The following is a 23,600-nucleotide window of genomic DNA, read 5'->3' on the forward strand; positions in this document are numbered from 1 at the left end:
AACTCTGAAGGATTTATTTTTATTTAACAACGATATTAACGAGTTTATTAGGGACACTAATCACTTTCACGATGTCCTTGCCATCGATTTCTGCTTTGACTTTTTCGTCAGCTAGAGCCACTTCTTGCAATTCTTCGCGTGAAAGGTCTTTCGCAACCATGAGTTTGGCACGGACTTTACCTTTGATTTGAACGACGATCTCAATTTCGTCTTCAATCAATTTGCTTTCGTCCCATGTTGGCCAAGCCACATAAGAGATAGACTCGCCTGTTGCTGCCACTGTTTGCCAGAGTTCTTCTGCCAAGTGAGGTGCAAATGGAGCGATCAATTGGATAAAACCTTTGGCATAATCCACATAGAGTTTGTCTTCCTTATTCGCCGCATTGACAAATACCATGAGTTGAGCAATGGCTGTGTTGAATTTCATAGACTCGATTTGCTCTGTAACAGCCTTAACAGTTTCGTTGTAAACCTTGTCTAGAGCGCCATTGTTTTCCGCAACGATTTCTTTACTTGTAATCAAACGGTACACACGGTCGAGGAATTTACGGCTTCCTTCCAGACCTTCTTCTGACCAAGCGATAGAAGCATCGAGTGGTCCCATGAACATTTCATAGACACGAAGGGTATCAGCACCGTATTGTTCCACCACATCGTCTGGATTGACAACGTTCTTGAGGGATTTAGACATCTTGGCTGGTGCTTGCTCCAACTCTTCCCCTGTTTCCACATGGAAGAAGGAACCGTCACGTTTTTCAACCTTGTCAGTTGCCACAAGCGCGCCACGGTGGTCACGATAGCTTGTTCCCAAGATCATTCCTTGGTTAAAGAGTTTTTGGAATGGCTCCTTAGTTGGAACAACACCAAGGTCATAGAGGAATTTATGCCAGAAACGAGCGTAGAGCAAGTGAAGCACGGCGTGTTCTGCACCACCTACGTAGATATCTACTGGCAACCATTGTTTAAGGAGATCCTCATCAGCCAATTTCTCAGTATTGTGTGGATCGATATAGCGGAGGTAGTACCAGCTTGAACCTGCCCATTGTGGCATCGTATTCGTCTCACGACGACCTTTGACACCATCCTCACGGGTCACTTCCAGCCAGTCTGTCAAGTTAGCCAATGGGCTTTCCCCAGTACCTGAAGGGCGGATGTCCTTGGTTACTGGCAAGACCAGTGGAAGTTCACTTTCTGGAACAGCTGTCGAAGTTCCATCTTCCCAATGAATGATTGGGATTGGCTCACCCCAGTAACGTTGACGGCTAAAGAGCCAGTCGCGGAGACGGTAGGTAACCTTTTCTTGACCAAAGCCTTTTTCTTCTAGCCAAGACACGATTTTAGCAATCGCTTCTTCTTTGTTGAGACCGTTCAAGAAGTCAGAGTTGACGTGAAGACCATCTTCTGTGTAAGCAGCTTCTGCTACGTTTCCACCTTCCAAGACTTCTACGATTGGAAGGTCAAACTGTTTAGCAAATTCCCAGTCACGCTCATCGTGAGCAGGTACGGCCATAACAGCACCTGTACCGTAGCTAGCAAGAACATAGTCGGCAATCCAGATTGGGATTTCTTTACCATTGACAGGGTTTACGGCATAAGCACCCGTCCAAACCCCTGTCTTTTCCTTGGCAAGGTCTGTACGAGCCAAGTCTGATTTAAGGCTAGCTTGGTGTTTGTAGTCCGCTACAGCCTCAGCTTGTTCAGGACTTGTGATAGCATCTACCAAGTCATGCTCAGGAGCCAAGACAGTGAAAGTTGCACCAAAAAGAGTATCAGGGCGAGTGGTAAAGACGGTGAATTCCTTGTCAGCCCCTTTCACTTTGAAAGTGACATTGGCACCAGTTGATTTTCCAATCCAGTTGCGTTGCATGTCCTTGATAGACTCTGGCCAGTCAAGGTCATCCAAGTCAGTCAGCAAACGTTCCGCATAGGCAGTGATTTTGAGCATCCATTGGCGCATTGGTTTGCGGACAACTGGATAGCCTCCACGCTCAGACGTTCCATCAGGAAGGACTTCTTCGTTGGCGATGGCTGTTCCCAACTCTTCCACCCAGTTTACTGGCACTTCAGCTTCATAGGCCAAACCTTTTTCGTAAAGCTTAGTGAAGATCCATTGTGTCCATTTATAGTAGTTTGGGTCTGTAGTATTAACTTCACGGTCCCAGTCGTAAGAGAATCCAAGGGCATTAATTTGGCGTTTGAAGTTGGCAATGTTTTCCGCTGTGAATTCTGCTGGGTCATTCCCCGTATCCATAGCGTATTGCTCAGCAGGCAAACCAAAGGCATCCCATCCCATTGGGTGAAGGACGTTGTAGCCTTGCGCACGTTTGAAACGGCTAAGGATATCTGTTGCTGTGTAGCCTTCTGGGTGTCCTACGTGAAGACCCGCTCCAGATGGATAAGGGAACATGTCCAATGCATAAAACTTAGGTTTTGAAGCATCCGTTCCTGTCTTAAAGGTGTGATGGTCAGCCCAGTATTTTTGCCACTTAGGCTCAATTTCTTTATGATTGTAAAAACTCATAGCGTCTCTCCAATTTTCGTGATGCTCCTATTATACCATTTTTAGGCGATTTTTAAAGGTTCAGACAAAGAAAAAGACAGGTCCCATACGGGACCTGTCTCTCCTGTTTTCTTCAAGAAAAGTCTATTTCACATGCTTTTCAAGTTCTTCTTGCGCTTTTTTATTGGATTTTTCTTTTTCTTTCTTCCATTGATCACGCGCTTTGTCGTAGTCTTTAGCCGATACGACCTTGTCTTGAACTTCCAAATATTTATAGTTGAAGGATTGACCCTTGTGGCCTGTCCAAGCAAAGGCTGCGGAGTATGGTACAGTCTTACGAACACCTGGAGAAGCTCCATCTGAATGGATCGGAATCAAGAGTGCACTATCGGTCAACCAAGCTTGAGCGGCAGCATATTTTTCGTAACGCTTGTTCACATCTTTGGTTTCATTGTGCGCATCTTCGATCAATTGATCGTATTCATCAAAACCAGCTGCTTTTGCGGCCGCATTATCCGTACCAGCATCGAATCCAAAGTAGGCATTGGCATTTTCGCCAGATTTACCACTAGTGATATCAATGTAAGAAGATGGGTCCGTATAGTCTGGTCCCCAACCCAAGTTATTGTTCAAATCCCAGTCTTGTTGCGATGCATTTTCAGCAAAGTAGGTAACCCGTTGCAGGTCATCATCTGAGATCATTTTCAGATCAATAACAATATTTTCTGCTCCTAAAGTTGACTCGATCGACTGTTTGAAGGATTGGGCTTGTTTGATTCCTTCTGTATAAGTTGAAGAAGTTGGAAGGTCCAAATGAATTGGGAATTCAACTCCTTGAGCCTGCAAATCTGCCTTAGCTTTGGCAAACTCTTCTTTGGCCTTGGTTGGATTGTAGAGGGTATCTTTTCCATCTGCGACAGAGACCCCTTTCCATTCATCCCCATAAGCTTCCAAGTCTTTTTCTACTGCATCCCCAAATTGTTGGCCATTGATTTGGACAAAGTTTGGTGGCGTAAAGGTATTACGGATGACCTTATTGGCAGCAGCTTCCCCGTTAGTTTGCGCTACATAAGCCTTGCGGTTAAAGGCAAACATAATGGCTTGACGGAAGTCCTTATTTAAGATTGCTTTCTTAGTTGAAATCTTTTGAGCATCAGTAGTCTTCTTTGTGATTTCATAGGCCTGACGGTCAATGTTGAAGGAAAGGTTGTAGGTTGAGGAACCTTGGTCAGTATAGACAATGTCGTCTTTATGCTTCTTCTCTACACTCTTATAGTTGGAACCATTTGGGAAAACACGGGCAACTGTATAGTCACCGTTATCAAATCCACGAATCAAGGATTCTGAGTCTTGTCCATCATAATAGGTCAGCTTCACTTTACTGATCTTAACATTATCCGCATCCCAGTATGTTGGGTTCTTTTCCAATATCGCAGAAGATTTAGAAGTGATAGATTTGATCAAATAAGGACCGCAGTATAGGATACTAGATGGAGAAGTTCCTTGACCATAGTCATCTCCTTTAGATTTCAGGAACTCTTCGTTAACCGGCATCAAGATCCCCATCGTAGTCTTAGAATTCCAGAAACTTTCTGGTTGGCTCAAGGTATATTGAACGGTATAATCATCAATAGCCTTTACTCCAACAGTTGAGAAATCAGATGTTTTCCCTGATACATAATCATCCAAGCCTTTGACAGATTTTTGGACCAAGTAAATCGCTTGTGATTTCTTGTCTGCCGCGTGTTTGAGGCCTGTGACAAAGTCTTTGGCCTTGACTTCTCCATATTCTTCCCCTTCAGAAGTCATCCATTTGACCCCTTTACGGAGTTTATAAGTATAGGTCAAGCCATCCTTGGAAACAGTCCAGTCTTTAGCAAGCGATGGGATCAAGTTCCCGTACTTGTCCACTTCCAACAAGCCATCTATCGCATTTCCTGTAAACTCGGAAGTCGATTTTTTATTGGAAATCGAGTAGTCTAAGGTATCCGGATCCTGGGTATAGACATAGCTAAATGTCTGACCACCAGAGCTACTAGATTTCCCTCCTGAGCAGGCTGCCAGTACACCAGCTGATAAAAGCAGAGCGCTGGTAGCTAAGAGTACCTTCCCTTTGTTCATATAAATCACCTCATTGTAAAAAATGTTATACTCAATTTAAATTATAGCACTTTCTAGGGAAATGTAAACGCTTTTACTGCGAAATTATTCTATTTTTCCTTTATTTTTTCAATTTCTACTTTTTCTAAAATTTTTTCAAGTTGAATCCCTGGCCTGTATGATATAATGGAATCTATGAATTATGTGAGACATTTACACAAACGACTAAAACACAGCCTCTTGTCCCTCCTTGTAGGAGTCTTGACATTAGGCCCTATTTCCACTGCCTTTGCGGACGACATCTACCAGCAAGAAGATGTCATGAAAATCGCAGCTGATGCTGGACTGGTATTGGACGATTTTTACAAGCCCAAGGCTGACATCGTCATCGACGCCAATACTGGAGCTATATTGTACGGAGACAATATCGACACGGTCCGGGACTCAGGAAGCATGGCCAAACTCATGAGTGCCTATGTAGTCTTTCGGGCCCTCAAAGAAGGCAAGATCAAATATGATACCGTGGTTACAGCAACAGAGGCAGACCAAGCCATCTCGGAAAACAATCTGTTAAGTAACTCACCTATTGTAGCTGGTGTTGACTACAAAGTATCTGAATTGATCAAGATGCTCTTTGTTCCATCTTCCAGTGCGGCCGTGATTATGCTCGCCAACGCCGTCACTGACAATGATCCCGATAAGTTTTTGGACTTAATGAATCAGTACGCACAAGAAATGGGGATGAGCCATACCAAATGGCACAATCCAAATGGGGCGATGATTTCGGTCCTTCAGGGCTACTACAATCCTCAGCGCTACGATGTCAATGCGAATAACGAAATCACAGCGCGGGACATGTCTATTCTGGCTTATCACATCGTAAACGACCTGCCAGAAATGTTGGAATACACCAAGCAAGCTCACACTACCATCATGGAAGGAACCCCCTACGAGCAAAGCTACGATAACTACAATACTTCGCTCGAAGGTGGAAAATTCGCCCTTAAAGGAACAGATGGACTCAAAACTGGATCTAGCCCGACTGCTGACTATAACTACACCGCGACCACCAAGCGGGGGAAACAACGGATTATCGAAGTGATTTTGGGGGTTGGGAACTACGACGTCGAGATCGCCGAAAGCTACCGCAATCAAATAGGGAATACCCTGGCTGAGAAAATGTTCGCAGACTACCAGTATAAAAAAATCCTTTCTGCAGGCGATCATACCATCGACGGGAAGACCATTCAACTGAAGCAAGACTTCTATGCGACCGTTAAGAAGGGGACGAAGCCAGCCCTTAAACTAGAAGACAACCGCCTAGTCGTCCAGAACGGCTTGCAACAGGTATCTCCAAGTATTAAACCGGGAGTGGCTGTAAGTGAGTCTAAAGCAACGACCTCTAGCAGTAAAAGCAAGGGACTCGATGTCACGTGGCTCTTCTGCTTCCTGCCTGCCGGAATTTTATACCTAATCTTTAAACAAACCGATCCAAAAAGAAGAAAATAGAAAAAGAACTCCCATTACCATAAGGTATGGGAGTTCTTGGTTTGGAAAGGAGTCACGTTCTCGGTGAATGACAGATATTGATTTAGTCTAAACCTTGAACGTAGGCATCTACTGCTACGATGGCTTGGGCAATATCAGAAGCCTTCACCTCAAATGGCATTTGATGGATGGTTTCTCCTTCGATGGTGGCTTGTTGACCAACTTTGAGAAGATCTTCATAACTTGCAGTTTCAAGATGCATTTCTTTCAGAGTTGTTGGCATGCCAATTTGTTGATAGAAACGAATGTATTTATTCAATTCTTCCTTAGGACGGTTTTCCAAGAACAATTGAACGAGCGTTCCGTAGGCTACTTTTTCACCGTGTGTCAAATGGTGGATGTCCCCAGTAAGAGCAGTAAAGCCATTATGGATGGCGTGGGCAGCTGCTAATCCCCCACTTTCAAATCCAATCCCACTGAGAAGGGTATTAGCTTCAATGATGTTTTCAAGAGCAGGCGTTACGACTTTGGCTTTACAAGCAGCCATGGCTTGAAGACCGTCTGCAAATAAGGTTTCTTCACAACGTTGTGCAATCGCAACACCCGCTAAGGTTTGTCGTTGACCCAACATGGTTTTTCCATTGGCTTGCATCACTGCACGCGCTTCTACCCAAGTTGCTAGGCCATCTGCGATACCAGAAGCGAGCAAGCGTTTTGGTGCTTGAGAGATGACTTTGCTATCCACCAAGACCAATTCTGGGTTTTTAGAATAGAAAATATAGCGCTCAAAGGCACCCTCATCTGTATAGATAACAGATAAGGCGGAAACAGGAGCATCTGTAGAGGCAATGGTTGGGGCAATCACAACTGGTGATTTTAGAAGATCAGCAATAGCTTTTGCACTATCGATGGTCTTTCCTCCACCAAGTCCAATGACCAAATCACAGCCATTTTCTTTAGTCAAACTAACCACACGATTGATTTCGTTATCAGAAGCTTCTCCATTAAAGAAGACTGGCAAAACCGTAAGCCCACTTTGACCAAGGTATTCTTCAAAACGTTTCCCTACGATATCATAGACCACTGAATCACATAGCAAAACAGGGTGAGTCCCTAATTCTGAAATAGATTGCGCATTTTCAAATAAGGCATTTTCACCTTGAATGTAACGTGACGGACTTGCAAAATTTCTCATAGTCTGCTCCTTTAAAATTTATTTAGTTCACACCCATAGTAGCATTTATTTCTATGAAATTCAAAGAATTATACAAGGCTCCAATCAATTAAATCTATCTGTTCACGCAGTCATTGGAAACGCTTCATTTTTATTTGATGAATCTTATTATCAAAAATCCCCACAGCTAGTTTCAGTAGGTTGAAACTTGGCTTTGGGGATTTTTTATTCTTTCACGAGCGATCAAGAAAATCAATCAATTGCTTAACTGAAGTCAAGACTACTTCCTTTGGAAAAAAGATAAATCAATTGGCATTCATGGAATGCGGCATTGATTTCCTATTTTTCTGCAGGAAGTTTCGGTAAACCGAATCGTCTCTCCTATCTTAATTTACCAAATAATCACACGATCCTCTGGTGCGCGCCACATGCCGTCGCCTTCTTTGACATCAAAGGTTTCAAAGAATTCGTCAAAGTTTGGTAATTGAACATTGGTACGGAGTTTTCCTGGTGCGTGGACATCGACACTTGCGAGGAGTTGCATGTACTCTGTCCGGGCTTTCATGCGCCAGATGCGAGCAAAGTTAGTGAAGAATTCTTCTGCTGAGAAATCTTCCTCTTTCTTCGCGGCTTCAAGGGCTGCAGCGATACCGCCGAGGTCTGCTACGTTTTCAGAAACAGTCAATTTCCCGTTGATCTTAGCACCGTATGAATCTTGGCCTTCGAACTGATCGATGACTTTTTGAGTCCGAGCGGTAAAGGCTTCGTAATCTTCTGGTTTCCACCAGTCTTTCAAGCTACCGTTCTCGTCAAAGGATGCTCCATTGGTGTCAAAGGCGTGGGAGATTTCATGGGCAATGACCGCACCGATTCCGCCGTAGTTGGCTGATGACGATTGGTGAAGGTCATAGAAAGGTGCTTGCAGAATTGCTGCTGGGAAGACGATTTGGTTCTGTTGCGGATCATAGTAGGCATTGACCAGGTGGGCTGGCATGTGCCATTCGCTCCGATCAACTGGTTGGTTCCACTTGCTCCAAGTATGGGCAATGGAAATTTCGTAAAGGGCTTGAGCATTTTCAACCAAGGTCTTGCTTTCGTCGATGATCTTTTTGGCGTATGTTTCTGGTAATTTTTCAGGGTAGCCGATATGTGGTGTGATGACATTGAGTTTGACAATGGCTTTTTCACGAGTTTCAGGAGCGAGCCAGTCTGCTTTTTCTAAGCGCTCCTTATAGACGTCAATCATGGTCGCTACTTTATGCTCTACGTCTGCTTTTGCTTCTGGCGAGAATTTTTCTCCCGCATACCAGAGTCCAAGTGCTTGGCTATAAGGTCCTTCTGCCAAGGCCAGAGCTGCTTTTTCTTTTGGACGAGGTTCTGGAATCCCCGTGATGATTCGTCCATATTCACCAGACAAGACACGGATTTCTTCCGTCAAGAAAGACGTCCAATCTAAAGCAGCACCAAGTTTCAATTTGGCATGAATGGTTTCCCAGTTGGCTGCCGAGTAGTATTTTGGTGCGAATTCCTTCCAGAAACGCTCTTCTGGCACGATGATTTTATCTGGTGTTTGTCCGATCACTTCAGTAAAGAAGGCATCGAGTGGCAATTCTGGGACCAAGGCCTTGAAATCTGCCCACTCATAAGGATGATAGAGTTTGTTGTACTCGGATCTTTCTTCGTTTGATAAGACATATTTGGCCAATTCTGCATCCGCCGCAATGACCTTATCCAGAATGTCTTTGATTTCTTCCTCTGAGAATTCAAATTTTGGTAAGAGTTTTTCCATCATTTGGCGCCAGATAGCCAGTAATTCTGGACCTTTTTCATTGCCTTCTTCATAGTAGGTCGTATCTGGCAAGATGAGAGCAAGAGACTCTCCCCACAAGACATTCATTTGAGCATTCATAAAGTCTGGTGACACGCTAAACGGCATGAGATTTGGTTTGCCAGCTAGTTCATAGGTCCCCAACTTGCTGGTATAGTCTTCAAAAGAAGTCAGAGCCTTGATTTCATTGATCAAGGGCATGACTGGTGCCACACCAGCTGCTTCTCGCGCATCAAAATCTGCCACCATTTTATGGTATTTGACAAAGTTTTGCAGAATGCTGTCTTCAGGCAACTCTTCTCCTCGTTGCCATTTTCCAGTGATATCCAACATCAAGTTTTCGATGTCTTGGATCAAGTCCATAAAACCACCAGTTGACGGTTTGTCATCAGGAATCACAGCTGTCTCAGCCCATTCCCCATTGACGTAATCATAAAAATCATCTTGTAAACGTACCATGATCTTCTCGCTTTCATTCTTTTCTAATAACCTTATCAAAAATAGGAACTTTTTTCAATGATTACAAGAGATTTAAGCTAAATTATTTTAAAAATTAACTTGACTTAATTTTTTTATTTATGTATATTAATGGTAAAGGAGCAAAATCATGATTCAAATTGAACATCTAAGTGTTGCCTACCAGCAAACACTGGCCTTGGAGGATCTTTCCCTCACCATCCAGGGTCCAACCATCCTAGGAATTCTTGGGCCCAACGGAGCAGGAAAATCAACCCTGATCAAGGCCATGCTAGGACTTCTCCCTCATTCGGGAAGGGTCCAGCTCGATCAACAAGATCTCAGCCAAGTTCTTCAACGGGTGGCCTACGTCGAACAGAAATCCGCTATTGATTTCCACTTCCCCATCACGGTGCGGGAGTGTGTCTCACTGGGCCTCTACCCCCATCTTTCTATCTTCAAGCGAAAAAGTAAAGAAGATCTCCAAAAAGTGGAAAATGCCCTGAAACTTGTCAATCTTCTTGATCTAGCGGATCGCCAGATTGGTCAACTATCCGGAGGGCAATTCCAACGGGTGCTAATCGCCCGCTGCTTGGTCCAAGAAGCAGATGTCATCTTTTTGGATGAGCCCTTCGCAGGGATTGACTCCGTCAGCGAAGACATTATCATGCAGACCCTTCAGACCTTGAAACAAGAAGGCAAGACCATTCTGATCGTCCATCACGATCTCAGCAAGGTCCCAGCTTATTTCGACCAGGTCCTCCTCCTTCACCGCAAGCTGATCGCTTTTGGAAAAACAGAGGAAACCTTTACCAAGGAGAATCTGCATGCAGCCTATGGGCATGAACTCTTTATAGGAGGTGGCGTCGGATGATTACAGAATTTATTGATGGATTACAGCAATTCCACTTCTTACAAAATGCCCTGATCACAGCTATTGCCATCGGGATTGTCGCTGGAGCTGTCGGATGCTTTATCATTTTGCGAGGAATGTCTCTCATGGGAGATGCCATCTCACACGCGGTCCTTCCAGGGGTGGCCCTGTCCTTTATCCTTGGCATCAATTTCTTTATTGGCGCCATTGTCTTTGGGCTTCTAGCTTCCATCCTTATCACCTATATCAAGAGCAACTCCATCATCAAGAGCGACACAGCGATAGGGATTACCTTTTCTTCTTTCCTTGCCTTAGGAGTCATCCTAATTGGAGTCGCAAAAAGTTCCACCGACCTTTTCCACATCCTCTTTGGGAATATCTTGGCCGTGCAAGACCAGGATATGTGGATGACCATCGGTGTTGGGGTGGCGGTCTTGCTGGTAATTGTCCTGCTCTTTCGTCCCCTACTGCTCACTTCTTTTGATCCCGTTCTGGCTCAATCCATGGGCGTTCGGGTCAAGATCTATCACTACCTCCTCATGGTGCTCTTGACTTTGGTTTCTGTCACTGCTATGCAAAGTGTCGGAACCATTCTCATCGTCGCCATGCTCATCACACCTGCTGCGACAGCCTATCTCTATGCCAATAGCCTCTGGTCCATGATGCTCCTGTCCTCTAGCCTAGGCGCTCTTGCATCCGTTCTGGGACTCTTTATTGGCTATAGTTTGAACATCGCCGTTGGGTCTTGTATTGTCCTCACTTCTGCCGTCTTCTTTCTCATCAGCTTTTTTATCGCTCCTAAGCAGAGAAAGAACAAGCACGCTCTTTCATCTCATTAAAGGAGAAACACATGAAAAAAATCGCTTCTGTCCTCGCCCTCTTTGTAGCGCTCTTATTTGGCCTTCTAGCCTGTAGCAAGGGTTCTTCTTCTGGAGCTTCTGGTAAATTGAAAGTGGTCACCACCAATTCGATCCTTGCAGATATGACCAAAAATATTGCTGGGGATAAGATCGAACTGCACAGTATCGTTCCCGTCGGCAAAGATCCCCACGAATACGAACCACTACCAGAAGATGTCAAAAAAACTTCGCAAGCAGACCTGATCTTCTACAACGGGATCAACCTTGAAACCGGTGGCAATGCTTGGTTCACTAAATTGGTCAAAAATGCCAATAAAGTAGAAAACAAGGACTATTTCGCAGTTAGCGAGGGAGTCGATGTCATCTACCTAGAAGGCCAAAACCAAGCTGGAAAAGAAGACCCTCACGCTTGGCTCAATCTCGAAAATGGAATCATCTACGCTAAAAACATTGCCAAACAATTAATCGCAAAAGATCCAAAAAATAAGGACTTCTACGAAAAAAATCTAGCAGCCTACACTGAAAAACTCAACAAGCTAGACCAAGAAGCCAAGCAAGCATTCAATAACATCCCAGCAGACAAGAAGATGATCGTAACCAGCGAAGGCTGCTTCAAGTACTTCTCCAAAGCCTATGGCGTCCCATCTGCCTATATCTGGGAAATCAATACGGAAGAAGAAGGCACACCTGACCAAATCAAAACGCTGGTAGAAAAGCTCCGTCAAACCAAGGTGCCGGCCCTCTTTGTTGAATCCAGTGTCGATGAACGTCCTATGAAAACTGTGTCTAAAGATACCGACATCCCAATCTATGCAAAGATCTTCACTGATTCCATTGCCAAAGAAGGAGAAAAGGGCGATAGCTACTACAGCATGATGAAATGGAACTTAGACAAGATCGCAGAAGGATTGAGTCAGTAGACCCTTTAGATTTCTAAACAAATCAGTGGCCCCTCCTCCGGTATTGCGGTACAATAAAAACAAAAAAAGGAGTCTTTTTATGGCAACATTTTTAGGAAACCCTGTTACCTTTACCGGATCTCAACTTCAAGTAGGGGAAATGGCTCATGATTTTTCATTGATCACTCCAGCTCTTGAAAAGAAATCTTTAGCTGATTTTGCTGGGAAGAAAAAAGTTCTCAGTGTGATCCCTTCTATTGATACAGGTATCTGTTCCACTCAAACACGTCACTTCAACCAGGCCCTCTCTGACATGGAGGACACTGTGGTCTTGACGGTTTCCGTCGACCTTCCTTTCGCCCAAGGCAAATGGTGTGCTGCTGAAGGGATCGAAAATGCCATCATGCTCTCAGACTACTTCGACCATTCCTTCGGGAAAGCCTACGGCCTCTTGATCAATGAATGGCATTTGCTTGCGCGTGCTGTCTTGGTCTTAGATGCAGACAACAAGGTGACTTACGTTGAGTACCTCGACAACATCAACAGCGAACCCAATTACGACGCTGCAATCGAAGCCGTCAAGGCACTTGGGTAAACGAAAAAGAGGTCTGCGACCTCTTTTTTTAATATAAACAAACTACTTTTACGTAAAAGAACCTAAATGATGCAGAAAAAAAAATAAAATGAGGTAGACACTATTAGGCTCATTCAACATATACTGAAACTTTCCGCCGTGAGAAAAGTGCTAGAAACATGATTGTTTCTAGCACTCGGGAGTTTTGAAACTTTAGGTTCAAAACTAAGTCATGGAACTTCGTGGATTGCTGAAATCATCCACTGGATAATTTTACCTAACGTCCATACTCACCTAAGGAAAGTTTCTAAGAGTCCTATTTCTTCAATCCGAAAGAGGACTACTATAAAATCCGGTGGAGTCCATTCTTGAGTAAAAGTCGCCAGCGTAAGCGAGGGATGCCTCTGAGGAAACTTCGCACGCACTTTGCTACTTGTTGCTTGTAGCTCTTACCTCCCTGTGCAAAAACTCCTTTTCGACTCCAATAACCTTGCTCTCCGCGGTCATTCTTCGGAGCTAGATAGCGAACACCTTGCTGATAGAGGATCCGCTTGCGAAAGGCTGGATCCCACGCTTTGACGGGGGCAATATCCAAGTTCTTATGGGTCCGGCCCCTAGCCAACCCGTAGTTAAAACTGGCACCATTGACAATGCCATTTTCAGAAACTTCTACTGGATCGACTTCATTGAGAAAATGCCCAGCTAGATCGAGAATATACTCCGTATGAAAATTTAACAAGACCTTGAAATTGACTTGTCGGGAGGCCCCTGATGGATAATGAAGGTGACCATCTGGCCCTAGGGAGACCTTGTTATGAAGGCGGGCTGCCGCATAGGCATCAATCTTAATTCCTTTTGTCTCCTGTAAGTAAGCTTGTAAGGCCTCCTCGTCAGTCTGTCCAGCTCTCGCATTATGCATTCGAATCCATTGTGCCTGGTAACTTGAAAGTAGGTAGCGCAACTGGTGAACCTGGCGTTTCAAAAGCTGATCTCCTGACTGATTTGCTAAGAGATCTCTTTCAAAGGCGACCTGCACGACGCGTGAAAATGCCTTCCAAAAGTCGGATCCTGGCGGACAATCTGGAGCCATCCTACTCAGAAGAAAGGCTGTTTCTTCACAAGTTCCAGACAAGTCACTCGGCATAAGGAGAATTTTCATGACTCCCCTCAGTAAGTCTTGGGCAGCAGTCTCCGTTAGATCTTTGATCTCTTGAAACCACATGTTTTGAAACAGAGGACTAGCAAAGAAAAAGACAGACTGGTATTGTTTTTGGTAGGCTTGTGGATCTTTAAATCCCTGCAAGTGCCTCTCTAGATAGGCCAAACTATTCTCTCTCCAGCCTAGTCTCGCTAAGTCCTGTCTGTTCATAATGCCGTCCTTTCTATGCTACTATACTACCATCTTTTGGAGCTTGAGACAATTCTCATTACTCCACTAGCGTTTTTGAGGATTTTTTTGATATACTAGAAGTGAGCGAAGAAAAGAGGAAAGCATGACACCAAACAAAGAAGATTACCTCAAGTGCATTTATGAAATTGGCACAGAAGTAGAAAAAATCAGTAATAAGGAAATCGCCAGTCGCATGCAGGTCTCTCCACCCGCTGTAACCGAGATGATTAAGCGCATGATCTCTGAGGGCCTCTTGGTGAAAGATAAGACCCATGGCTATCTACTAACAGATCTGGGCTCGCAATTGGTCTCTGATCTCTACCGCAAGCACCGCTTGATCGAAGTATTTCTGCTGAAAAATCTTGGCTACACAACTGAAGAAGTCCATGAAGAGGCAGAAGTTCTCGAGCATACCGTTTCTGAACATTTCATCGACCGGCTGGATCACATGCTTGGAAATCCTAAGAGTTGCCCTCACGGTGGGACAATTCCAAAGAAAGGCGAAAGGCTTGTCGAAGCCTACCAAGACCGTCTTAGTGAAACGACCCAACCTGGTCTGTATATTCTGCAAAGGGTCTATGACACCTATGAATTGTTAAAATTCTTAGACCAGATCCATCTCCAAATTGGTGATACCATCACGTTTCAACGGTACGATGACTACACAGGCCTCTATCACTTCGTTATCCATGGACAAGAAATTTCTATCAACCAAGTGATCGCCCAACAACTCTATATCGAAAAACATGCAGTCTAACCCGACTGCATGTTTTCTTACTTATGGATTTTTTGTATCTAGCAAAATCGTCACTGGACCATCATTGATCAATTCAATCGCCATATCGGCTCCAAAGATCCCTCGTTTGACAGGGACTTCTTTTTCTAATTGATCATTAAAGGCATCATATAACTGACTGGCCATCTCTGGCTTGGCAGCCCCTATAAAAGCAGGACGGTTGCCTTTTTTTGTCTCCGCAAAGAGGGTAAATTGAGAGATTGACAAGATTTCTCCTTGGATATCTTTGACCGAAAGATTCATCTTATCTTCCTCATCTGAGAAAATACGCATCTGCGATACCTTGCGGACCGCATAATCTAAATCCTTCTGGTCATCCTCAGGTCCTACTCCCACTAAGAGCAGCAAGCCTTGCTGGATCGCATTGTAGACTTGACCATCAATGGAAACCGAGGCACTCTTGACCCGTTGAATCACTAATTTCATTTTATTATCCTATTATATAAATCTATCGAGCATTCACTGCTGACCTTGAATAAACATCGACCTCAGAGACGACGAGCCACCAAGCAATAAAAGATAACTGAGCACGTCCTAGCTTCTTCAAAGAAAATCGACATCAGACAAGGCAGTGAGACGCAGGCATACTATCTGAAAAGTAAAGGCTGTTCAGTTGCTTTTAGTGCGAGGCAGCGAGACGAAGACAGTACTGAAGTACGGCAAGGCGAGCTAACGAAGCAATAAAAGAGTTCTGAGCACATCCTAGCTTCTTCAAAGAAAATCGACATCAGACAAGGCAGTGAGACGCAGGCATACTATCTGAAAAGTAAAGGCTGTTCAGTTGCTTTTAGTGCGAGGCAGCGAGACGAAGACAGTACTGAAGTACGGCAAGGCGAGCTAACGAAGCAATAAAAGAGTTCTGAGCACGTCCTACCTTCTTCAAAGAAAATCGACATCAGACAAGGCAGTGAGACGCAGGCATAACTGTAGTTAGGCCAGTCGAAACTAACGCAGTATGAAGTCGATTTTCGTAGAAGACTAGCCGTTGGTACGCTTAACAGAGTACACCTCCGGCACACTCTTAATCTTATCCACAACCGTTGTCAACATAGACAGGTTTGGAATTCCAAAGGAAATGTGGATATTGGCAAACTTCATATCTTTGGTTGGTTGGGCATTGACGGTTGAGACCATCTTAGCTGTATTGGAGAGGACTTGGAGTACATCGTTCAGAAGTCCGGCACGGTTGAGACCGTAAATATCGATGTGAGCAATGTAGTCCTTGGTCGTGTTGTTATCTTCCCATTCTACATCGATCAAGCGTTGCTCGTAGTTGTCTTGAGCTCGGAGATTCATACAGTCCTGACGGTGAATCGCAACACCGCGTCCTTTGGTGATGTAGCCGACGATTTCATCACCTGGAACTGGATTACAACACTTAGCAATCCGAATCAAGAGTCCAGAAGCACCTTGGATGACCACGCCACCCTCGTGACGGACCTTCAAGGTGTCTTTTTTATTTTCAACCTTGACCTCGCCACCTTTGACTAGCTCTTCTGCTTCTGCGCGTGCCTTAGCCCGTTCTTCTTCCCGGCGTTCATCCTCCGTCAAGCGGTTAAAGATGGTAATAGCCCCAATCTCTCCAAAACCAATCGCCGCAAACAAGGCTTCCTCTGTCTTATAGCTTGATTTTTGTAGCACTTTGTCCATGTGCTTTTTGTCCATGAACTTATTGGCTACCAAGTCATGCTCGTGGAATTGGGCCATCAAGAGGTCCCGACCCCGGTTAATCGATAATTCCTTATCTTGATTTTTAAAGAACTGACGGATCTTGTTACGCGCCTTGCTAGTTTTAACAAGGGTCAGCCAGTCACGGCTCGGACCAAAGGAGTTGGCATTGGTGATAATCTCCACCTGATCTCCCGTCCGAAGTTTGGTATTGAGGGGCACCATCCGGCCGTTGACCTTGGCACCAATCGCTTTTTCCCCAACCTTGGTGTGGATTTCATAGGCAAAATCGATCGGTCCGGAATCTTTCGGAAGCGAGCGTACGGTTCCATCTGGTGTGAAGACGTAAATCTCTTCTGCCAGGATGTCTTCTTTTACATTTTCAACAAATTCTTTGGCATCGCCTGACTGGTCTTGGAGTTCCATCATCTCCTTGATCCAGTTCATCCCAATAGCCGATTCCTTGCTGTTGACCTGACCCTTGATCCCTTTTTTATAGGCCCAGTGAGCCGCAACCCCGTATTCGGCAACCTCGTGCATTTCCTTGGTTCGGATCTGGAATTCAATCGGCCCTTTAGGGCCATATACAGTCGTATGGATGGACTGATAACCATTGGCCTTCCGGTTGGCAATATAGTCCTTAAAACGCCCCGGCATTGGCTTCCAGAGCTCATGAATGTAGCCTAGCATGGCATAAACATCACTTGGAGTATCCAGGATACAGCGAATGGCGATCAAGTCATAGATTTCATCAAATCGTTTCTTTTTATCCTGCATTTTGCGATAGATCGAATAGATATGCTTTGGTCGACCATAAATTTTTCCATGCAAATGGCGTTCCCCAGCATAGGTCTCAATCTTGTGGACAACCTCTTCGACCAACTCTTCTCGCTCGCGACGTTTTTCCTTCATCATATGAGAAATCTTGTAGAATTCTGTCTCATTCAAATAACGGAAAGACAAATCTTCAAGCTCCCACTTGACGCTGGAAATCCCGAGACGGTGGGCGAGTGGTGCATAGATCTCCATGGTCTCACGCGAAATGCGCTCTTGCTTATCCTTGCGCAAATGCTTGAGGGTACGCATATTATGCAAGCGGTCTGCCAATTTGACCAAAATGACACGGATATCTTGAGACATGGCCATAAGCATCTTGCGATGGTTTTCCGCCAACTGCTCTTCATGGGACTTGTACTTGACCTTCCCGAGCTTGGTCACCCCATCGACAATCACGCGCACATCATGACCAAATTCGCGCTCTAAATCATCTAAAGTCGCATCCGTATCTTCTACGACATCATGCAAAAAGCCGCAGGCGACTGTCACAGCATCCAGTTTCAGCTTGGCAAGGATTCCTGCCACTTGAATTGGGTGGATGATATAAGGCTCGCCAGACTGACGGAATTGCCCATTATGGCAATCAACCGCATAGACCAAAGCCTTTTGCACAAAAGCAACATCTTCAGGTGATAAATATTTTTTTGTAAGGGCAACGACTTGGTCCCCTGTTAAATTCTCTTCTTTCGGCATGTATTTTCTCCAGTTTCTTGGATACTATTTTAACACTTTTAGAAGCAGATGGGAACCAATGAAGCTACTTTAATATACGGATACTTCTCGAAGATCATTCTGGGATCCACCTTGCTTTTCATCATTCGTAAAAGTTTTTTGTAAAAAAATTAACGAAGCGATTCCTTCACTTCGTTAGTTCATTAATTCTGTAACAACACTCACGGCACTGAGAGCATAGAGTGGGGCTGTTTCTGCTCGCAGGATGCGAGGTCCAAGTCCTGCTAACACTGCTCCTTTAGCTGTAAAGCTTTCAATTTCTGCAGGGGAGAGGCCTCCCTCTGGCCCAAAGATAAAGAGCAATTTGCTTCCAGCTTCCAATCCGGTCAGAGACTGAAGTAAAGCTGCTGCCTCTCCTTCTTTAGCCGACTCTTCATAAGCCACCACGATCCGATCAAACTGTTCTAACTGATCCAAAAAGTCTGCCTTTTTCTCAAAAAGGGTAATGCTTGGGACCAAATTCCTCTTGCTTTGCTCTGCTGCTCCAAGGGCAATTTTTTCTAGCTTTTCAACCTTTTTGACCAATTTCTTGCCGTCCCACTTGGCAACGGACCAGTCGGCAGGGAAGGCCCAGATCTGGCTAGCTCCGAGTTCTGTTACTTTCTGAGTGATGAACTCTAGCTTATCTCCCTTGGGAAAGCCAGAGGCAATGGTCACTTGGACTGGCAGTTCCACATTGTCAGCTAATTCCTCAACCAGCTCCAATTGACGCGCCTCTACATTTATCACGCGCGCCAAGCGCTTGATCCCATCATCAAAGACTAGAGTCACCTCGTCATCCTCCTTCAGGCGCATGACCTGAAACATATGCTTGCTGGTTTCCTTGTCCTCGATGGTGACAGGCGAGATTGCACTACCATTGACAAAATACTGCTGCATGCTAGCCTCCAATCACACCTGAGACATCCTTGGTCTTCTTGAAGACGCAGGCATTCCATTCCCCTTGGATCATGTGGGTTTCAAGGAAAAATCCAGCTGACTCAGCCGACTCACGTACCATCTCCCACTTGTCCCTGATAATGCCACTCATGATCAGGTAACCTTCGTCCTTGACCAAACGATAAGCATCATCTGTCAGATGAACGAGGATATCTGCCAAGATGTTGGCCACGATGACATCTGCCTCAATCTCCACACCCTTAAGCAAATCACCTGGTGTCACATGGATGTTTCCCATGCCTGGATTGAGCTCAATATTTTCCTGAGCGACCCGAACTGCCACATCATCCAAGTCATAGGCGAAGATTTCCCTGGCACCTAGAAGTGAGCTAGCAATAGAAAGGACGCCTGAACCTGTCCCCACATCCAGCACTGTTTCGCCACCACGAAGAACCTGCTCCAAGGCAAAAAGGCTCATCTTGGTTGTTGGGTGGGTCCCAGTTCCAAAGGCCATACCAGGATCCAGCTTGATAATCTTTTCTCCCGCAGTCGCCTCATAGTCTGTCCATGAAGGTACGATGGTCAAGTCATGAGTGATGCGAGCAGGTTCATAGTATTTCTTCCAGTTGTCGGCCCAGTCTTCCTCAGCCAAGGCAGACGTCCCCATCTTGACTTCTCCTAAGTCCATAAAGTCCGTCAATTCTGCTAAACGAGCCTGCAAATCCGCTTCAACCACTGCTACATCAACCGTATCCGGGTAGTAAGCCGTCACCACGATTTCTTCTTGCTGCTCTACCTCTGGGAAAATCTCACCAAAACGATCCACATTGCCCACATAGTCCATGCTGTCTTCAATCGCGACACCTTGGGCGCCTAACTCGATCAAGAGATTAGAAATCAACTCCTCTCCCTCGCGCTTGACTGTAACTTTTAACTCTTGCCATGTTTCCATCATTAAGATACCAAGCCCGTAAAACACAAAGCCAAAATAGGAAACTCTCTGAAGACGTTTGTGTCTAAGAGAAGTTTATCTTTTTGGCATAGTGTTTAGGGCGGGTTCAGTTTAGAAATTTAACCGAACCGTCCTTTCTATTTGTCAATCAATTTTTTCATGTAGACCATATCCATACCTTCTTTTTCAGGCTCGATATGGGTTTGATGGTAGCCATTCTTCTCGTAGAAGGCGACCATGCCTGCATCCTGTAACACCGTACACAGATCCCACTGTGTGATGGTTGGAAATTCCTCTTCTAGCAAGCGCAATCCTTCAGAACCATACCCTTTTTCCTGATACGGAGGCAAAATCGCTGCCGTTCCCAACCAAGCTTCCGTTAACTCTTCATTGGTATGAATTCGTAAAAAACCAATCTTCTCTTCGTTTTCTTTCACAAAGTAGTAATAGCTATTGGGACGCTCGACTAATTTCCACTTGATTCGTTCGCGGTCCTCGAGATAAGGGTCATATTCATCATGGTATTTTTCATAAACAGCCTTAAAGCTAGCTCTTTGAATCGCAATGACGTCCTCTAAATCCTCTTCTCCTGCTCGTTCAAGTCTTATCATAAACTCTCCTCCAAATAATCCCTCAATCTCCCCTGTAGCTGAGGCACTGCCTGTTTAGACTTCAAAAACTCCTCAATAGGCATCAGTTTATAGGCCTGTCCTTCATCCCCAAAGGTAATATTGTCAAATTGTTCTTGTCTTAGCTGACCAACCATAAAGACCGATTGCTTGTCTTTAAAGATTACGCTAGGATAAATCTTGCTCCAAAGCAGACAGTCTTCATCTAAATGAATTCCCAGTTCCTCATAAACTTCACGCGCTGCGCACTCGAAAGGACTTTCGTTTCCTTCACGACCACCACCTGGCAACTCCCACATGTTGGGACAAGGGATATCGTCCTTGTCATCACGTAAGATAGTCAAGACCTTATCCCCACAAATCAAGGCAATCTTGCAACCTTGGAAATCCATTCTGCTATCCAATAATTCCATGATATTTACTCTTTTCTATGATAACAATTACTCTCTAGGAAAATACGAGCTAGCTTTCTTCGATTACTTTTTGGCACTCTGCATCCCAATAAGCCCGCCATCTACCATGTTTTTTAGCAAAATAAACCGTAAACTCATCATTTACATAATCTGCAACATAGCGAAGATTAGGCGGGTTTTCCTCAAAACTTAATATCCAAGGATGGAAGTAAAAGGTTTTCTCCCACCTCTTCTGAGTATAGCCTAGATCCTTAGCATACTGAGGGATGGGTTGTTGCAACTCGCTTTCCAAATGGGACTGAATGGCATTATCAATACTATTTAAACGAGCTAATAGTTGCTTAAACTGATCTTCCTCCTCAATTTTGAAATCACCTATGAACTCAAATTCTGCAAAGTCTATAGAAAATTCAAATAATGTGATTTTACCATCCTCAACATAGTGCCCATCTTCATCAACACAACAACGAGTTCCTGACTTCAATACTCGCTCGAAATCTAGGTCTGCAAAGCGATTGCGGGGAAGAATATCAACTGACGGCTCAGTTTTAGCTGACCTTCTCCTGAAAAACTGTTTAACTTTTTCTAGCATAGTCTCCCCCTTCTCCTTGAATTCATTATTTCAAAATGTCCACTTAGAATCTTTTCTAATATCTCGGATAGGGATAAAAGGTGCTTTCTTCTAGGCCGACTTTGCCTTCTTCAAAGACTTCTTGGTTCCAGACGATCTCAAAGCTCTCTGCTTCTTCGTCTGCTAAGAAATCCATGAGCTCATCCAAGGCCAACTCAGCTGTATCCCGAAGAAAAGTCGCAAAATAGGCTAGAAATTCACGAGACAAGCCTTTTTTAGGCTCATAAGGAATCGCCGTTAAATAGGCATCTTCGTCCACATGCGACTTGGCTGGATTGTAGAAGATGACGGCTTCTTCAAAGAAGATATCCTCGTCAGATTCTTCGCCAGCTTCATCAACCAGTGCAACCCCTCCCGTATTCTGTGCTTCCAAGAGAAAAGCCACTTCTACCGCATGATTCTTCTTATCCCAATTGATCTCAAAATCAAAAGGAAAAACCTTGTCCATCTCCTCTTCTAAAATATCCAAAAATCCGTATTTAGACATAGCGTCCTCTTTCTAATTTCCCACTCTTAGAGCGGAATATGATACAATAGTTACTACAATCTTACCATAAAAACTGCCTCTTTGAAAGAAGACAAAGCTAGAAAGGAGAAGGAAATGCCCGACAATCTCGCACTCCGTATGCGCCCACAGACGATCGATCAAGTCATCGGTCAACAACACCTGGTCGGAGAAGGCAAAATCATCCGCCGCATGGTCGAGGCCAATCGTCTGTCCTCCATGATTCTCTATGGACCTCCGGGGATCGGAAAGACCAGTATTGCTTCTGCCATCGCAGGAACGACTAAGTATGCCTTTCGGACTTTTAATGCAACGGTTGACAGTAAAAAACGCCTACAAGAAATCGCAGAGGAAGCCAAATTTTCTGGTGGCTTGGTCCTGCTTTTGGACGAAATCCATCGCCTCGATAAAACCAAGCAAGATTTTCTCCTGCCTTTGCTCGAAAGCGGTCTGGTCATCATGATCGGTGCAACGACTGAAAATCCCTTTTTCTCTGTCACACCCGCTATTCGTAGCCGCGTACAAATCTTTGAGCTGGAACCGTTGACGACGGAGGAGGTCAAGCAAGCTCTAAAAACGGCGCTGGATGATCCCGACCGTGGCTTTGATTTTCCAGTCGTGCTCGATGAGGACGCTTTGGATTTCATCGCTACCTCAACCAATGGAGATCTTCGCTCTGCCTTTAATTCTCTCGATCTGGCTGTGCTGTCGACCTCTGAAAATGCAGAAGGCATCCGCCATATTACGCTAGAGATCATGGAAAACAGCCTCCAGCGCAGCTACATCACTATGGACAAAGATGGAGACGGCCACTACGACGTGCTCTCTGCTCTGCAAAAGTCTATCCGTGGTTCGGATGTCGATGCTAGTCTCCACTATGCCGCTCGTTTGATCGAAGCCGGAGATCTACCCAGCCTAGCTCGTCGCTTGACTGTCATTGCTTATGAGGATATCGGTCTGGCCAATCCAGATGCGCAGATTCATACCGTAACAGCCCTTCAAGCAGCTGAGCGCATCGGCTTTCCTGAGGCCCGCATTCTCATCGCCAACATCGTCATCGATCTTGCCCTTTCGCCTAAGTCCAACTCAGCTTACGTTGCCATGGACAAGGCCCTGTCTGATCTGAGGACATCTGGCAACCTTCCCATTCCTCGCCACCTCCGCGATGGTCATTATGCTGGAAGCAAGGAACTGGGAAATGCGCAAAACTATAAATACCCTCACAACTACCCTGGCAACTGGGTCAATCAGGACTACTTGCCAGACAAGCTCAAACACGCTTCCTACTTTATTCCCAATGAAAATGGCAAGTACGAGCGTGCTCTCGGAGCCACCAAGGAGAAGATTGATCAATTTAAGAAAAAGTGACATCGGTTTCAAAAAATTGAGATTTTTCCTTGAAATATTTTCAAAAT

The 23,600-nt window shown here is 44.8% G+C and carries 20 protein-coding genes; 7 read left to right on the plus strand and 13 right to left on the minus strand.

The window, feature by feature from the left end:
* Positions 1 to 19: 19 nt before the first annotated feature.
* Both leuS and WKT08_RS07905 read right to left on the minus strand, forming a co-directional pair.
* On the minus strand, positions 20 to 2,521 hold the full coding sequence (leuS, locus tag WKT08_RS07900) for a leucine--tRNA ligase (protein ID WP_340281260.1): 2,502 nt from the start codon (positions 2,519 to 2,521) through the stop codon (positions 20 to 22).
* Between the two features lie 123 nt (positions 2,522 to 2,644).
* Positions 2,645 to 4,621: a peptide ABC transporter substrate-binding protein gene (locus tag WKT08_RS07905; protein ID WP_340281262.1), complete on the minus strand. Its 1,977-nt coding sequence runs from the start codon at positions 4,619 to 4,621 to the stop codon at positions 2,645 to 2,647.
* 165 nt (positions 4,622 to 4,786) lie between these two features.
* Between WKT08_RS07905 and WKT08_RS07910 the strand changes: the two genes are divergently transcribed.
* Complete coding sequence (locus tag WKT08_RS07910) at positions 4,787 to 6,109, plus strand: DUF1958 domain-containing protein (RefSeq protein WP_340281264.1); 1,323 nt, start codon at positions 4,787 to 4,789, stop codon at positions 6,107 to 6,109.
* Positions 6,110 to 6,191: 82 nt separating this feature from the next.
* Here WKT08_RS07910 and WKT08_RS07915 read toward each other — a convergent pair whose 3' ends face one another.
* Together WKT08_RS07915 and WKT08_RS07920 are read right to left on the minus strand one after the other, a co-directional pair.
* The gene (locus WKT08_RS07915; protein ID WP_340281266.1) at positions 6,192 to 7,283 is read right to left on the minus strand and encodes a glycerol dehydrogenase; all 1,092 of its coding nucleotides are present in this window, start codon (positions 7,281 to 7,283) and stop codon (positions 6,192 to 6,194) included.
* 370 nt (positions 7,284 to 7,653) lie between these two features.
* Positions 7,654 to 9,549, minus strand: a complete 1,896-nt coding sequence (locus WKT08_RS07920) for a M13 family metallopeptidase (RefSeq protein ID WP_340281268.1) — start codon at positions 9,547 to 9,549, stop codon at positions 7,654 to 7,656.
* 148 nt (positions 9,550 to 9,697) lie between these two features.
* Here WKT08_RS07920 and WKT08_RS07925 point away from each other — a divergent pair, with 148 nt between their 5' ends.
* The 4 genes from WKT08_RS07925 (at position 9,698) to tpx (ending at position 12,774) form a co-directional block, all read left to right on the plus strand.
* Positions 9,698 to 10,420 (plus strand): metal ABC transporter ATP-binding protein, encoded by a 723-nt coding sequence (locus tag WKT08_RS07925; RefSeq protein WP_340281270.1) that lies wholly within the window; start codon positions 9,698 to 9,700, stop codon positions 10,418 to 10,420.
* Complete coding sequence (locus WKT08_RS07930) at positions 10,417 to 11,259, plus strand: metal ABC transporter permease (protein WP_003009914.1); 843 nt, start codon at positions 10,417 to 10,419, stop codon at positions 11,257 to 11,259. The genes WKT08_RS07925 and WKT08_RS07930 overlap by 4 nt, the downstream gene beginning before the upstream one ends.
* Positions 11,260 to 11,270: 11 nt before the next feature.
* On the plus strand, positions 11,271 to 12,200 hold the full coding sequence (gene fimA / locus WKT08_RS07935; protein ID WP_320909518.1) for a metal ABC transporter substrate-binding lipoprotein/fibrin-binding adhesin FimA: 930 nt from the start codon (positions 11,271 to 11,273) through the stop codon (positions 12,198 to 12,200).
* Between the two features lie 79 nt (positions 12,201 to 12,279).
* Positions 12,280 to 12,774 (plus strand): thiol peroxidase, encoded by a 495-nt coding sequence (tpx, locus tag WKT08_RS07940; RefSeq protein ID WP_003014215.1) that lies wholly within the window; start codon positions 12,280 to 12,282, stop codon positions 12,772 to 12,774.
* Between the two features lie 322 nt (positions 12,775 to 13,096).
* Here tpx and WKT08_RS07945 read toward each other — a convergent pair whose 3' ends face one another.
* Positions 13,097 to 14,122 carry a DUF3114 domain-containing protein gene (locus WKT08_RS07945; protein ID WP_340281274.1) on the minus strand — a complete coding sequence of 342 codons (1,026 nt, stop codon included), beginning with the start codon at positions 14,120 to 14,122 and terminating at the stop codon, positions 13,097 to 13,099.
* A gap of 124 nt (positions 14,123 to 14,246) precedes the next feature.
* On the opposite strand from WKT08_RS07945, the gene WKT08_RS07950 reads away from it, so the two are divergent.
* Positions 14,247 to 14,900, plus strand: a complete 654-nt coding sequence (locus WKT08_RS07950) for a metal-dependent transcriptional regulator (RefSeq protein WP_340281276.1) — start codon at positions 14,247 to 14,249, stop codon at positions 14,898 to 14,900.
* 21 nt (positions 14,901 to 14,921) lie between these two features.
* Here the strand turns inward: WKT08_RS07950 and dtd are convergent, their stop codons facing one another.
* The 8 genes from dtd to WKT08_RS07990 form a co-directional block, all read right to left on the minus strand.
* Complete coding sequence (gene dtd / locus WKT08_RS07955) at positions 14,922 to 15,365, minus strand: D-aminoacyl-tRNA deacylase (RefSeq protein WP_195529165.1); 444 nt, start codon at positions 15,363 to 15,365, stop codon at positions 14,922 to 14,924.
* Positions 15,366 to 15,917: 552 nt separating this feature from the next.
* Positions 15,918 to 18,137, minus strand: coding sequence for a RelA/SpoT family protein (locus WKT08_RS07960; protein WP_049506398.1), 2,220 nt, complete (start codon positions 18,135 to 18,137; stop codon positions 15,918 to 15,920).
* A 174-nt stretch (positions 18,138 to 18,311) separates the two neighbouring features.
* Positions 18,312 to 19,055, minus strand: a complete 744-nt coding sequence (locus WKT08_RS07965) for a 16S rRNA (uracil(1498)-N(3))-methyltransferase (protein WP_340281280.1) — start codon at positions 19,053 to 19,055, stop codon at positions 18,312 to 18,314.
* 1 nt (position 19,056) lies between these two features.
* A complete protein-coding gene (gene prmA, locus WKT08_RS07970; protein ID WP_340281371.1) occupies positions 19,057 to 20,007 on the minus strand; it encodes a 50S ribosomal protein L11 methyltransferase in 951 nt (316 codons plus the stop codon).
* 137 nt (positions 20,008 to 20,144) lie between these two features.
* Positions 20,145 to 20,618 (minus strand): GNAT family N-acetyltransferase, encoded by a 474-nt coding sequence (locus tag WKT08_RS07975; protein WP_340281282.1) that lies wholly within the window; start codon positions 20,616 to 20,618, stop codon positions 20,145 to 20,147.
* On the minus strand, positions 20,615 to 21,049 hold the full coding sequence (locus tag WKT08_RS07980) for an NUDIX hydrolase (protein WP_155200305.1): 435 nt from the start codon (positions 21,047 to 21,049) through the stop codon (positions 20,615 to 20,617). Before WKT08_RS07980 ends, WKT08_RS07975 begins: the two co-directional genes overlap by 4 nt.
* A gap of 49 nt (positions 21,050 to 21,098) precedes the next feature.
* Positions 21,099 to 21,641, minus strand: a complete 543-nt coding sequence (locus WKT08_RS07985; protein WP_340281285.1) for a hypothetical protein — start codon at positions 21,639 to 21,641, stop codon at positions 21,099 to 21,101.
* 55 nt (positions 21,642 to 21,696) lie between these two features.
* Entirely contained in the window at positions 21,697 to 22,167 is a 471-nt protein-coding gene (locus WKT08_RS07990; RefSeq protein ID WP_340281287.1) for a DUF3013 family protein, read from the minus strand.
* Between the two features lie 114 nt (positions 22,168 to 22,281).
* On the opposite strand from WKT08_RS07990, the gene WKT08_RS07995 reads away from it, so the two are divergent.
* Positions 22,282 to 23,553, plus strand: coding sequence for a replication-associated recombination protein A (locus WKT08_RS07995; RefSeq protein ID WP_340281289.1), 1,272 nt, complete (start codon positions 22,282 to 22,284; stop codon positions 23,551 to 23,553).
* Positions 23,554 to 23,600 lie beyond the last annotated feature (47 nt).

The organism is Streptococcus sp. HCA-5024 (assembly GCF_037890265.1).
Classification (GTDB): Bacteria; Bacillota; Bacilli; order Lactobacillales; family Streptococcaceae; genus Streptococcus; species Streptococcus lingualis.